13 protein-coding genes are annotated in these 13,418 nt (G+C 32.5%); 3 read left to right on the forward strand and 10 right to left on the reverse strand.

Features of this window, described 5'->3' with window-relative positions; genetic code table 11:
• Positions 1–81: 81 nt before the first annotated feature.
• Positions 82–999, reverse strand: a complete 918-nt coding sequence (locus FN795_RS02540) for an EamA family transporter (RefSeq protein WP_142449232.1) — start codon at positions 997–999, stop codon at positions 82–84.
• A gap of 98 nt (positions 1,000–1,097) precedes the next feature.
• Between FN795_RS02540 and FN795_RS02545 the strand changes: the two genes are divergently transcribed.
• Positions 1,098–2,525: an aminotransferase-like domain-containing protein gene (locus FN795_RS02545; RefSeq protein WP_142449233.1), complete on the forward strand. Its 1,428-nt coding sequence runs from the start codon at positions 1,098–1,100 to the stop codon at positions 2,523–2,525.
• A 70-nt stretch (positions 2,526–2,595) separates the two neighbouring features.
• Here FN795_RS02545 and FN795_RS02550 read toward each other — a convergent pair whose 3' ends face one another.
• From FN795_RS02550 to aspA, 6 genes are all read right to left on the reverse strand, one after another.
• Positions 2,596–3,543, reverse strand: coding sequence for a bestrophin family protein (locus FN795_RS02550; RefSeq protein WP_035644804.1), 948 nt, complete (start codon positions 3,541–3,543; stop codon positions 2,596–2,598).
• A 196-nt stretch (positions 3,544–3,739) separates the two neighbouring features.
• Complete coding sequence (locus FN795_RS02555; protein WP_142449234.1) at positions 3,740–4,462, reverse strand: adenine nucleotide alpha hydrolase family protein; 723 nt, start codon at positions 4,460–4,462, stop codon at positions 3,740–3,742.
• A gap of 77 nt (positions 4,463–4,539) precedes the next feature.
• A complete protein-coding gene (locus FN795_RS02560) occupies positions 4,540–5,943 on the reverse strand; it encodes a sensor histidine kinase (protein ID WP_142449235.1) in 1,404 nt (467 codons plus the stop codon).
• A 1-nt stretch (position 5,944) separates the two neighbouring features.
• Positions 5,945–6,619, reverse strand: a complete 675-nt coding sequence (locus FN795_RS02565) for a response regulator transcription factor (protein WP_142449236.1) — start codon at positions 6,617–6,619, stop codon at positions 5,945–5,947.
• Between the two features lie 227 nt (positions 6,620–6,846).
• Positions 6,847–8,118 carry a BamA/TamA family outer membrane protein gene (locus FN795_RS02570; RefSeq protein ID WP_142449237.1) on the reverse strand — a complete coding sequence of 424 codons (1,272 nt, stop codon included), beginning with the start codon at positions 8,116–8,118 and terminating at the stop codon, positions 6,847–6,849.
• Positions 8,119–8,268: 150 nt separating this feature from the next.
• Complete coding sequence (gene aspA, locus FN795_RS02575; RefSeq protein ID WP_142449238.1) at positions 8,269–9,678, reverse strand: aspartate ammonia-lyase; 1,410 nt, start codon at positions 9,676–9,678, stop codon at positions 8,269–8,271.
• A 157-nt stretch (positions 9,679–9,835) separates the two neighbouring features.
• Between aspA and FN795_RS02580 the strand changes: the two genes are divergently transcribed.
• Together FN795_RS02580 and FN795_RS02585 are read left to right on the forward strand one after the other, a co-directional pair.
• On the forward strand, positions 9,836–10,414 hold the full coding sequence (locus FN795_RS02580; RefSeq protein WP_142449239.1) for a pentapeptide repeat-containing protein: 579 nt from the start codon (positions 9,836–9,838) through the stop codon (positions 10,412–10,414).
• Positions 10,415–10,442: 28 nt separating this feature from the next.
• Positions 10,443–10,913, forward strand: coding sequence for a hypothetical protein (locus tag FN795_RS02585; RefSeq protein WP_142449240.1), 471 nt, complete (start codon positions 10,443–10,445; stop codon positions 10,911–10,913).
• Position 10,914: 1 nt separating this feature from the next.
• On the opposite strand, the gene FN795_RS02590 is transcribed toward FN795_RS02585, so the two are convergent.
• The 3 genes from FN795_RS02590 to miaE all read right to left on the reverse strand — a co-directional run bounded on the left by FN795_RS02590 (position 10,915) and on the right by miaE (position 13,305).
• Entirely contained in the window at positions 10,915–11,412 is a 498-nt protein-coding gene (locus tag FN795_RS02590) for a GNAT family N-acetyltransferase (RefSeq protein ID WP_142449241.1), read from the reverse strand.
• A 2-nt stretch (positions 11,413–11,414) separates the two neighbouring features.
• Positions 11,415–12,455 carry a GMP reductase gene (locus FN795_RS02595; RefSeq protein ID WP_142449242.1) on the reverse strand — a complete coding sequence of 347 codons (1,041 nt, stop codon included), beginning with the start codon at positions 12,453–12,455 and terminating at the stop codon, positions 11,415–11,417.
• 256 nt (positions 12,456–12,711) lie between these two features.
• Complete coding sequence (miaE, locus tag FN795_RS02600) at positions 12,712–13,305, reverse strand: tRNA-(ms[2]io[6]A)-hydroxylase (protein WP_142449243.1); 594 nt, start codon at positions 13,303–13,305, stop codon at positions 12,712–12,714.
• Positions 13,306–13,418 lie beyond the last annotated feature (113 nt).

Below are 13,418 nucleotides of genomic sequence, written 5' to 3' on the forward strand. Positions count from 1 at the left end.
AAAATAATCATTCCTGTTTTAAAACCCTGTTAAGATTCTCGTAATTTTGTGTTTTAAACCAATAAAAAATGCAAGATTACTTTATTGAGAATCTTTAGATGACAGGATATATTTTTGTTTTAGAGCAAAAATATGATGTGAATTAAAAACTAACACCGCTATAAAAATTATACTATAAGCTGCAATCTGCAAAGTGCTGATTTTTTCATTAAATACAAAAGCCGCGAGCATAAAAGCAATCATTGGATTTATATTTAGCAACATTCCCACAGTTGAAGATGGAAGCCCTGAAAGCGCATATAAATTCAAAAACAACGGAATAATGGTAAACGCAATTGCAATTGTTTCAATGAAAAAATAAAATTTAAATTCAGTAGGAACTGGTCCGCTGTATGCTGGGTAAAAAGGTAATAAAACCAAAGCCGCCAAGGTAATATGAAATGTCAGCACAATGAATTTATCAAAACCTTTATTAATTCGCTGACTTACTAAATAAGAAGCGTACGTTAATCCTATAATGATGCTGAAAAACATATCCATGATATCTGCATAAGACAACAACAAACAACCTAAAATACTTAATCCTACGGCAAGCCATTGTGTTTTAGCCAGTTTTTCTTTCAATAAAAAATAAGCCAATAAAGTTGTTAAAATCGGGCAAACTAAATAGGCCAAAGAAGTTGCTTTAACGCTCACATGATTCATTACATAAATAAAAGTGAACCAGTTTGCCATTAAAAAAAAGCTTCCGCCAATGTTAAGCAAAACTGCTTTCTTCTTTTCTGAAGAAGAAAGCGCTCTGAAACTCCCCACGGTTTCTTTTATTTTGCTTCTTTTAAAAAGAAAAGCGATCAGTAGCATTAAAATACTGCAGCTGAAAACTCGAAAAAATAATATATCTAGAGACTGATAATCATGAATTGGTCTTAAAACCAAACTGAAAAATCCCCAGACAGTATAAGCGGTAATCGCGGCAGTATAATATTTTGTTGTTTTCACGATTTCTATTTCTTCTTTTTATTTTGAGACAAATTTCTTAAAAAAAAAATAGCAATACAGATACAGTTTTTGTAAATTGCAGCGTAACAGTTTATTTTATGAAAAGTTCCAATTACTTGTATTTACAGTTTGCAGATGTTATTGAAAAGCAGATAAAGTCTGGACTTTTAAACGTTGGCGACAAATTGCCGTCGATAAGAGAAGTATGTGCCGAAACTGGCTATAGCATGAGTACAGTCAGCAAAGCCTATTACGAAGTCGAAAGCAGATCACTGATTGAATCGCGCCCTCAGTCTGGTTATTATGTAAGCAATGTTTCTGCCAGAGTTATTGCAGAACCTTCTGCAAGCAAGCCAATTTTAAAAGTTGAAAATATCGATCGCGAAGATTTGCTTGATTTGGTTTATGGCGACATGGGAGTGAAAGATGTTACGATGCTTTCACTTGGTTTTCCTTCAAATGAATTATTGCCAATTGCTAAACTGAATAAAGGAATGGTTCAGGCGATGCGCCAATTGCCAAACAGCGGTACAAGTTATGAGGAAATTCAGGGAAACAGCAATCTGAGAAAAGAAATTGCGCGTTGGTCATTTACTTGGGGCGGTTCTTTGACTGAAGAAGATATTATTACGACTCCGGGTTGTATATCTGCCATTTCTGATTGTTTGTTAACGCTGACAAAACCCGGAGATACCATTATTACTGAAAGTCCGATTTATTTTGGTATTCTGCAATTGGCTAGATCTTTAGGTTTATATGTAATGGAACTTCCAACCAATATGACAACCGGAATAGAACTGGAAGCTGTTAAAAAAACACTGAAAACCAACAAAGTAAAAGCATGTGTTTTAATGAGCAACTTCAGTAATCCGTCGGGAAGTATGATGCCAGCCGAACATAAAAAAGAAATTGTACGTTTAATGGATTTTTATAATGTCCCATTAATTGAAGATGATATTCACGGCGATTTGTACTTTGGCGCAAGCCGACCTACAAACTGCAAAACCTATGACGAAAGCGGTATTGTTTTATGTTGCAGTTCGGTTTCTAAAACATTGGCGCCGGGATATCGTGTTGGGTGGGTTTCTCCTGGAAAATTCAAAAAAGAAATATTGCGAACTAAATTGTATCACACCATTTCTGCAACTACAATTACGCATGAAGTTGTTGGTGATTTCCTGAAAAATGGCCGTTATGAAAATCACCTCCGAAAAATACGTCAGATTTTAAATCGAAACTGCAATAATTATATCAATACAGTTTTAGAATCCTTTCCGGCTGGAACAAAAGTCAGCCAGCCTCAAGGCGGATTTTTTCTTTGGGTTGAATTGGATAAAAAAATTGATACAGCAGCATTTTATCATTTGGCTATGAAACACAATATTAGTATTGCACCGGGAAGAATTTTCTCTTTTCAGGATCAATTTTCAAATTGTATGCGTTTGAGTTTTGGTCTTCCGTGGACAAATGAATTGCGTTTATCGATTCAAACTTTGGGAAATTTACTTAAACAACATTCGCTTTAAAATAAAAAACCAGACAGCGCCACTAATTAAAACGCTGCCTGGAACAAATTGAGAAACCAAGTCAATTATTTTATAAAACATAATAGGCATTTTTATCTGCCTTTTTTGGTACTTCATTTAAATCAAATTCTTTCAGAATATCAAATTCACTTTGGTATTCGTTCAGCATTTGCTTAATATTTTTTTCAATTGTATTTGCAATTGCAGTTACTGGAGTATCTGTAGGCCTGTTTTCAAACGGATCTTGCAAATGAATTGCCATTCTTTCTATCAAAAAGAACGCCGCGCCGATTGCTGTAATCAACGGAATTGCAAACCAGCTTAATACACTCGTTAACCCAAACGGCAATAACAGAATAAATAAACATAGAGTCAATCTGATGTACATGCTATAAGTAGTAGGAAAAATCGTGTTTTTAATTCTTTCGCATTTACCCATGTGATCACATAATCGCGATAAAGTATTGTCGATTTCAACTTGCTGGTATGTATTAAATCGCTTATCATTTTTAGCATTTCGCAAATCTCTTCCGTGCAACATTAAAATCGCATTCGGAATGTTTTGGTGATTTTTGATGTATCTAATTTCTTCATCACTCATCAAACCTTCTAGCGGTTTTACGGCATCTTTGTTTCGAAGCGCCTGCCCTAAACTATAACACCAAGCAATTTGTCTTTTTGCGAAATTTTCTTTGAATTCGCTTGCTTCAACAGAAAAATCAGGATCTTTATAAAATGTCAAAACCTGACGAATCAATGTTCTGGAATCATTTACAATTGCACCCCATACAATTCGGGCTTCCCACCATCTGTCATACGCCTGATTTGATTTAAAAGCCAACAATAATGATATGATTGTTCCAATCATTGTTGGAATTGCAATAGGAATATCTACGGGCAAATTGATGAAATAGTAATGAAAAATCTCAAATAAAATTGTGTAAGCTAACACAAGTACAATTTCTACTTTAATTTTCCCGAGAACGTACTTCATTGGTATTCTTTTCTTTAATAACATATTTTCGGTTTTAAATTAATGTTTTCTTCTTTTTAGTGATTAGTGATTAGTCCTTAGTGATTAGCACTTTATGTTTAGTTTTTGTAACTATTCACTTTTCACTAATTACTTTTTACTAATTACTTTTTACTAATTACTTTTTACTAATTACTTTTTACTAATTACTTTTTACTAATTACTAAGAACTAATCACTTTTTACGCCATCTCTTCGTATAGTGAAAGAACCGGAAGTCCAAGTTTTTCATTGATGTTTTCTTTTTTCTTCTTTTTGAATTTGATTTTCTCACCTTTTCGCGTTTCAACTAATAAATCGATTTCATATTTCGAAATTGCTTCAGATAAATACGGAGCAAGATTTTCGTAATCATCATCAATTTTAGAAGTCTGACTTACAATTTCATATGAGAAATTCTCATTTAAAAATTGCTGCACATCTTTAACATGCATATTGGCTCTTCCATTTTCAATATAAAGTGCTTTTGTGAAATCTTCTTTTAAGTTCTCATTTCCTAAATGCAGAATTGGACATTTTTGATTTCCAGCCAATTGAATCAAATATTGGTGAATACGTTTTGTTTCTTGTTTATAAGAATTAGTCAGAACAACTAATTTTACGGAGAAATGCTCAATAACGCGTTTGAAAATTGGCGATGAAAGTCCGTATTGATTGTGTACTTTTATTTTACAGTTTGGCGTATGCTCTACTATATATCTGCAAGTTTCCAAAACTTCTTCCTGACTGATGGTAAGTCCGGTTTTCATTTCACGCAAATAAAATGAAGAAGAAAATGAATCCGGAGTTTCGGCAACCATCAATAAAATGATTTCACAAGCCGAATCTTTGCTTTGGTTTACGGCAGATTTTACTGCGCAAATTGTATCATTTTTTAAAGTAGTGGGTATAAGGATATTTTTCATAAGTATAATCTTTTAGTTTATACGTACAAAATAACTTCCTGTAAATTAGAAGGGTATTAATCTTAAATTAGAATTTTCTAAGATTCAACATTAGAATTTTTAATGTTGTTTTTCTTGATTTTTGATTTATTGAAAATAATGGTAACGATTGTTCCTTTATTTTGTTCAGACTGCACCTGAATTTCGCCATCGTGCATGCGAATTATTTTAGATGCCAAAGGAAGTCCTAAACCATAGCCAATATATTTCGTTGCAATTTTTCCTCTGAAAAAAGGTTCATATAAATGCGGAATATCTTCTGGAGGAATTCCTATTCCGATATCATTGATCGCAATTTTAATCGATTCCTTATTAGCTGAAAGCGTTACAAAAACTTCATTATTATCAGAATATTTTACGCCGTTGGTAATAATATTATTTATTGCCAATTCTAAAAGCGGTTTGTTGCACGGAATTAAAAGCAAATTAGAATCTTTTGGCGCAAAATTAAGTTTGATGCTCACGCGGTTGTCTGGATAAATTTTATCCAAATCAGATTTTACATCCAATAAGAGTTCATCGATTCTGGCAATATCCAAAACCTGTTTTTTCCCATCGTAGCCAGTTTGAGTCAATTTCAGTAAACTTTCTGTCAAATTTCCTAATCTTGAAGCTTGACTGTATATATTCTGCAAAGATTCAATATATTCAGAAACCTGACGCTCTTTCAAAAGCATAATTTCCGACTCGGCAATAATAGTCGTAATTGGCGTTTTTAATTCGTGTGAAGCATTATTTATGAAATTGGCCTGAATTTCAAATGAAGTTTCCAATCGATCTAACATATCATTAAAAGTATGTGTCAGATCTGAAATTTCATCTGAATTTTTGACCTCAGGCAATCTATTATGAAGGTTTGACGCACTGATTCGGTTTACTTCTTTTGTAATTCTCGCTACAGGATCAATGACTCTTTTTGCTAAAAAACGACCTAAAAAGAAAGCCAGAAGCACAAATCCGATACCGCCAAAAAGTAAAATTTTTATAATATAAATACTCGTTGTTTTTCCTCTTCGATCTCTCGCACCAATAATCACAATATATTTTTGATTACTTTCTGTAAAAACCTGACCTAAATAATACTTGCTATTGACTTCAAAATAATCTTTTCCGGTATTTAGAATGTTGGTGTAAAACTCGTTAGGCAAATTCAGTTTTGTATTATAATCAAAACTATTGGCACTGTTTATTTTAAGAACATATTCTTCTTCTTCAATAAGTTCTTCCAGCCCATTTTTTTTTAGATTGCTGTAGTATTTTATTTTTTCGGGATCTTTTTGAAAATGGATCGAAGCCACAATTTTAGCACGATCTTCCAACCTTTTTAAAAAGTGATAACGGTTATTTTCTCTAAATAAAACAAAAACAATGATGCATAACAATAACGTACTAAAGGTCGATAAAGCTACATAATTGAACGTAATTTTTTTTCTTATATCCATTTTATAGCTGTATAACATAACCTAAACCTTTCATAGTATGAATCAGTTTGATTTTATAAGGTTTATCAATTTTCTTTCGCAAATAATTGATATAAACATCTACAACATTTGTGTTCATATCAAAATTAATATCCCAGACATTATCCAGAATTTGATCACGAGAAACAATTCTGCCGGCATTTCTAGCTAAATAATACAATAATTTGAACTCTTTAGCGGTCAAAACAATTGCTTCTCCATCTCTTTTTACAGATTTGGCTTTTCCGTCTATTTCTAAATCACCAATTATGATTTTATCGATTCTTTCTGTATCCTGATTTGCTCTTCTATGTAAAGCATTTACTCTGGCATCGAGTTCGCCAAATTTAAAAGGCTTTACAAGATAATCATCTGCACCTGCATTTAGTCCTGTAACAATGTTTTCTGAGGTACCTAAAGCCGTTAATAGCAAAATTGGTACGAAATTTTTGCTGGCACGAAGTCTTCTGCAAATTTCGATTCCGTTAATATCCGGAAGCATTACATCTAAAACTACAACGTCGAAATGGTAATTGTGAATCATTTCGATAGCCGTTTTGCCATCGAGTGCAACACTTACTTCGTTATTGTTTTCCGCAAATCCTTTTCGTAAAATCGACAAAAGATTTGGTTCGTCTTCGACTATTAGTAACTTCATTTAAATTTGGATATACAACAAAAATAGGGATTGACATTAAAAATGTAAATCAGAATAGTTAAAAATTATGATTTAATTATGAACAACTCATTTACTGCTATTTATTCAAACACATAGAAACATAGATTTAGCATGCTTAAAAAAGGCGTTTCATTTATTTTAAATGAACATAGTTAACTATGTGTTAGAAACTAGTTTCTTTCTTAAGTTCTTTCCAAAAAATAAAATTAAAAAGTTTCGCCTGCATTCAAATAAAAGCCTTTTGAATTGTTTCCCCAGGCATAATCTGCGATAAGATTGGTTCTTGTTGCTTTGTCTATTAAAATACGAAGTCCGAAACCAAAAGCCGGCTGTACGTATTCAAAAAGCTTTGTATTAGTATCTGGATTACTTGTAGTAACAAAATTTGTAAAAACGGTACCGCTAAACATTTGATTACAGGTAATTGGAAATCTAAATTCGGTTGCCAGATAAACCAAATTTGTTCCTCTAAATAATCCCTGCGTATAACCCTCCCCGCTTCGGCTGCGTTGATCCCAGCCAATTGCTGGCAAATTCAAATACGGAACTTTTCCTTTCGTAACAAATTGTCCATATGTCCAAAGTGCCAAAATGTATCTTTTATCTTTTTGCGAAACCGGAATAAAGTTTCGGTACTCAGCATACAAAACATTACTTACATCTTGATTATCAAACAAAACCGGATTAAAACGATAATTAATATTAGCAAACCATCCGTGACTTGCATTTACTTGATTGTCTCTTGAATCATAAACTAAATTAAGACTCATTCCGTTCAAAAAATATTCTTTATCATTAAATCCGTATTGTTGACTATAATTATAATGATAAGTCAAATTTCCGTTGGCAACATCAAGATTTTTATCAACAATACTGGAATACCAATCGATATTAATACCACCACCAACATAAAAGTTTGGACGAACCTGAAAAGAAACGGATTGATGAAATTTGAAATAATTATAATCCATTGGTTCTGCAATAGAATCAATACTGAAGCCGGGTTCCTGATTGCGTCGAGGCGGAATAATATTTGTTCCTAAACCATAATTGGGCTGCGAAAATATATACAAACGATAATCGCCACTCAAGAAAATATTGTTGTTTTTCAGCAAAATATTGTTTTTGACATTTACCAGCCATTGTTTTTTTGTAGTATATGTTATTCCAACATTTGCAATAGAATATTTATCTGCTTTTTCTTTTCCTTTAAAAGTATATTGTGCAACAGCACCATAAAAAAATCCCGTTGCAGGCTGGGAACCAATTGCCGGAATGACAAGAAAAAAACTGTTTTTTATAGGTTTAACAACATAAACTGAATCCTTTTTTTTAAAGATTTCTAATATTGTTTTAGGAGGACAAATCTTTGAACTGTCTATTTCGGTTTGAGCATTCAAATTAAATTGAATGAAGAAGAGCAACCATAAGATTTTAAATGTATTCTGAAAATAATTATTTTTTAAAAATTTTACCATGTGAAAGTTTTAATTTTTTGAAGCAATAATCAATTCATATGTAAATATATAGCTTATTTTCAACATATTAGAACAACATCTCAACAAAATTGAAATAAAAAAAAGCCGTCATATAAATGAAGGCTTGTAATGATATTTTTTATAACAAATCTATTTTGTGATAAATTTAGGATGGATCAAATTTTCTAGCGAATAGATTTCATCCCACTTTTCCTGTGTAATAAGCTTTCTTTCTAAAACAGCAATTTGATGTACACTTTTATTTGTTTTTAAAGCTTCTCCGGCAATACTAGCACTTTCTTCGTAACCTATAATTGGATTTAATTGCGTTACAATTCCAATGCTGTTCATTACCATATTATAGCAATGATCAACGTTCGCTGTGATTCCGTTTATACATTTATCGATTAAAGTCTGAATCGCATTTGAAAGATAATCCAACGAAGTAAACATCGCAAAAGCAATAACGGGTTCCATAACATTCAATTGCAATTGTCCCGCTTCTGCCGCCATTGTAACTGTTAAATCCTGGCCAATTACATAAAAACAAGTCTGATTTACCACTTCAGGAATTACCGGATTTACCTTTCCAGGCATAATTGATGAACCTGGCTGGCGCGCAGGAAGATTGATTTCGTTTAAACCGGTTCTTGGCCCAGAACTCAACAATCTCAAGTCATTACAAATTTTTGAAATCTTAACCGCAGAACGCTTTAAAGTTCCCATAATTTGAACATAAGCCCCTGTATCAACTGTCGCTTCAATTAAATCAGGTGAAAGCGTTAACGGAATTCCGACTTCCTCTGCCAAATATTTTACACAGATTTCCGGATAACCTTCTGGCGCATTTACTTTTGTTCCAATGGCTGTTGCGCCCATATTGATTTCCAAAAGTAATTCCTGAGCATTTTTCAAACGTTGAATATCTTCTCCAATTGTTGTGGCATAAGCTTTAAATTCCTGTCCTAAAGTCATCGGAACGGCATCTTGTAATTGCGTTCTTCCCATTTTTAAAACTTCTTTGAACTCCTCGCCTTTTTTAGCGAAAGCAACTTCTAAACCTGCAAAAGTTTTAATAAAGCTTTCCATTTTTAAATACAAAGCAATTCTAAAAGCTGATGGATAAGCATCATTTGTTGACTGAGAACAATTTACATGATTATTTGGATGAAGGAAATTATACTCTCCTTTTTTATGTCCAAGATATTCCAATCCGATGTTCGCGATAACTTCATTGGCATTCATGTTTACAGACGTTCCTGCTCCTCCCTGAATTAAATCGCTTACAAATTCTTTATCAAATTTACCCGAAATTACTTGATCACTTCCATAACAAATTGCTTCTGCAATTTTAGGATCGATTGCATTACAGTCTTTGTTTGCCAATGCCGCAGCTTTTTTTACATAACCTAAAGCTTTAATAAATAATGGTTCTTTTGAAATTGGAATTCCGGTAATATTAAAGTTTTCTACCGCTCTAAAAGTTTGGATTCCGTAGTATAAATGATTCGGAATTTCTAATTCTCCTAAAAAATCATGCTCTTTTCTTGTTGGTTCCATATAATAAAAATTGATATGTTTTAGCTTAAAAATAAGTGTAAAGCTACATTATTTTTACACGAAAGCAGATAGGTTTTTAAAATGTTTTAAGATTTTAAATCGAATATTTTGGCACAAATTATTACCTTTTCAACCTCAAATAATTATCAGAACAAAGTTGAAAAAAGAAAGCGAATATTTTCTTGATAAAGAATACAATACGGTTATTTACGCCAAAGACGATCTCAATTTCAAGGATTTTGAATGTTGCGTTTTTAATAATTGTAATTTTTCTGCCTGTACCTTTCTCGCTGTTACTTTTATTGACTGCGTTTTTAACGACTGTATTTTCAGCGAAGCCAAGATAAATTATGTTGCTTTTAGAACAGTAACATTTAATAATTGCGAAATTAAAGAAGTGAATTTTGCAATGTGTGACAAACTGATTTTTGAAGTTCGGTTTAATGACTGTATTTTAGATTTTTCCAAATTTTATACTTTAAAAATAAAAGGAACTCCGTTTACGAATTGCAGTTTAATAGCGGTAGATTTTATGTCGGCAGATTTAACGAATGTTATTTTTGACAACTGCGATTTATATCGTTCAGAATTCGACAAAGCCATCGCCAACAAAGCCGATTTCAAAACGAGTTATAATTATACTATTGATCCATCAAAAACTAAACTGAAGAAAGCTATTTTTTCTTTGAATGAAGTAAAAGGTTTATTGTTTAAACATGATGTGGTAGTGAGCTGAATTAATAATTCTTGTAAAAATATATCAAATGAAAAAAATATGTATTCTTCTTTTTTTATTCTTTCATCTAATAACATATTCCCAAAAAATAGTTTCATTCAAAAATATTGGAGTAATTTTTCCAAAAGATTATGATTGCTACTTTTTTGATAATTTGAAACGTTTCACTCCTACTGCAAACGAAATCAACGAACTAGAAATTTTATTAAACAAAAATATTGAAGTTATCAATACCAACAAATTCACTCCATTAATCCACGAAAACTTAAATAACTACAATAGACAATATATTGGTATTTTTAACGAAAAAGGTGAAAAAGTTATTTATATAAATTTTCTTTGGAGAGAAAACCCAAATCATCCTTACAAAAGGAATAAAGAAGAAAAATGGAAAACGGAATGGTCTGATGTTGCAGATGGAGGCAGTTATTACTGGAATATAAAATATAATTTAACCAATAAAACTTTCTTTAATTTCCGTGTAAATACGCTTGGTTAAATTAAAGTTTCTTTCCCATAACATAATCTTCCATTAAATAACCATTTCCAATTTCTATGTCAACCGTTTCCGTAATTTCGAAACCTAATTTTTTATAGAAATTCAAAGCCGTATTAAAACGATTTACATTTAACAAAAGTTCTTTTGAATTATTTTCTAAAGCCATTTTTCCGATTTCTTCAAAAACTATTTTACCATAACCTTTTCCTTGTGTTTCTGGTAAAAGATAAATTTTATGAATTTTAGTTATCGCTTCATTTTTATAATTGTGTTCAATTCCGATAAAACCAATTATCGATTCTGAATCTGAAATTAAATAAAACAACTGTTCTTTATTTTGAATTTGTCGTGTTAAAGCCTCATCAGAATAAATTAAATCTAACATATAATCTAATTGTTCTGAGGTCAAAATTTCGCCATACGTTATTGGCCAAGTTATGTGTGCAATTTCTTGAATTTTAGCAATATCTTCAACAAATGCTTCAGTAATCTTAATCATATTTATTTTTTAAAAACTTGATTTTCCTGCTCGCTTACGCGGATGAAAGTCGTTCGTTTAGTCAATTCTTTTAATCTTGAAGCTCCCACATAAGTGCAGGTACTTCTAATTCCTCCTAAAATATCCAAAACCGTATAAATTACATCACCTTTAAACGGAACCTGAACTGTTTTTCCTTCGCTTGCTCTGTATTCTGCAACTCCTCCAGCATGTTTGTCCATAGCAGTTTTAGAACTCATACCGTAAAATTGTTTGAATTTTTCGCCTTTCACTTCGATTAGTTCTCCACCGCTTTCAGCATGTCCTGCCAACATTCCTCCTAACATAACAAAATCTGCTCCTGCTCCAAAAGCTTTTGCAACATCACCTGGAGTTGTACAGCCGCCATCACTTATAATATGACCGCCTAAACCGTGTGCTGCATCGGCACATTCGATAATTGCAGATAATTGCGGGTAACCCACGCCTGTTTTTACACGAGTTGTACATACAGAACCCGGTCCAATTCCGACTTTTACAATATCAGCGCCAGCTAACAGAAGTTCTTCCGTCATTTCTCCTGTAACTACATTTCCCGCTATGATAATTTTATCTGGATATTGTTTTCTGGTTTTCTTTAGAAACTGAACAAAATGCTCTGAATAGCCATTTGCGACATCAATGCAAATAAATTTTAATAACGGATTTGCCGAAATAATTTGGCCAATTTTCTCAAAATCTTCTTTTCCTGTTCCTGTACTTACAGCAATATAATTATAGAAATCAGGGGTTACGTTTTTCAAGAAATTATTCCATTCATCTAAAGTATAATGTTTATGAATGGCCGTAAAAAGCTTTTCTTTTGCCAAAACCTGAGCCATTTCAAAAGTCCCAACCGTATCCATGTTAGCACCCATAATTGGAATTCCTGTCCAAGATGCTGTGCTGTGCAAAAATTTAAAGTTTTGTTCTAGAGAAACTTCCGATCTGCTTTTGAGCGTTGATCGTTTTGGTCTAAACATTACATCTTTAAAACCTAATTTCAGGTCCATTTCTATTCTCATAGTTCGAGATTTTGGTTACTCTCAAATATAGGAAATTTTAGATTGTAGACTTTAGATTTTAGATTAACAAAAACTTGAACTTGTGAACAATTATGATACTGATTCGCTTTCGCAAAAGCGTTTTTATTTTACAAAGATTCACAAAGTTTCTAATTGTAACGCATTTCTCTCGATAATTATCGGAATTGCTCAACGTGACAGACGTGACAAACCTGAAACTTGAAACTTGAAACTCTATACAAGAGAAACAAGAAAATTATCCGTGAATCGTTTCTCCTTTTCCGTAATTGGTAATGATAGATTCTTCAAATGCCAGCCACTCTCTCCAACGTTTTTCAACGTCAATTCCTGTTCCGTATTTGCGAGCATAAGTAATGAAAGTTGTGTAATGCCCTGCTTCACTTTCCATTAATTCTCTGTAGAAAACTGCTAGTTCTTCGTCCTGAATATTTTCAGAAAGCACTTTAAAACGTTCACAGCTTCTGGCTTCAATCATTGCTGAGAATAACAATCTTTCTACAAGGCCTGAAACACGGCTTCCGTCACCGCTTTTCTTCATGTATTGATATAGTTCGTTTACGTAATCATCTTTGCGCTCACGTCCTAATTTTAATCCGCGTTTTATGATGATATTATGAACTTGCTCAAAATGATCGATTTCTTCTTTGGCTAAAGCCAATAAATCTTTTACTAAATCCTGATGCTCTGAATTATTGGTAATAATTGTAATCGCATTTGTTGCTGCTTTTTGCTCGCACCAAGCGTGATCTGTCAATATTTCTTCGATGTTTTTCTCAACAATATTTACCCATCTTGGGTCGGTTGGCAATTGTAATCTTAGTACGCCCATATTCTTTTATTTATTTTGTTTCAAGTTTCAGATTTCAGGTTCTTTTAGGAACGAAAAAAGTTTAAAGTTCTAAACCGTCTTTTGAACGGTCCAAAACTTTAAACTTGAAACTT

This window comes from Flavobacterium resistens (genome assembly GCF_900182645.1).
GTDB lineage: Bacteria > Bacteroidota > Bacteroidia > Flavobacteriales > Flavobacteriaceae > Flavobacterium > Flavobacterium resistens.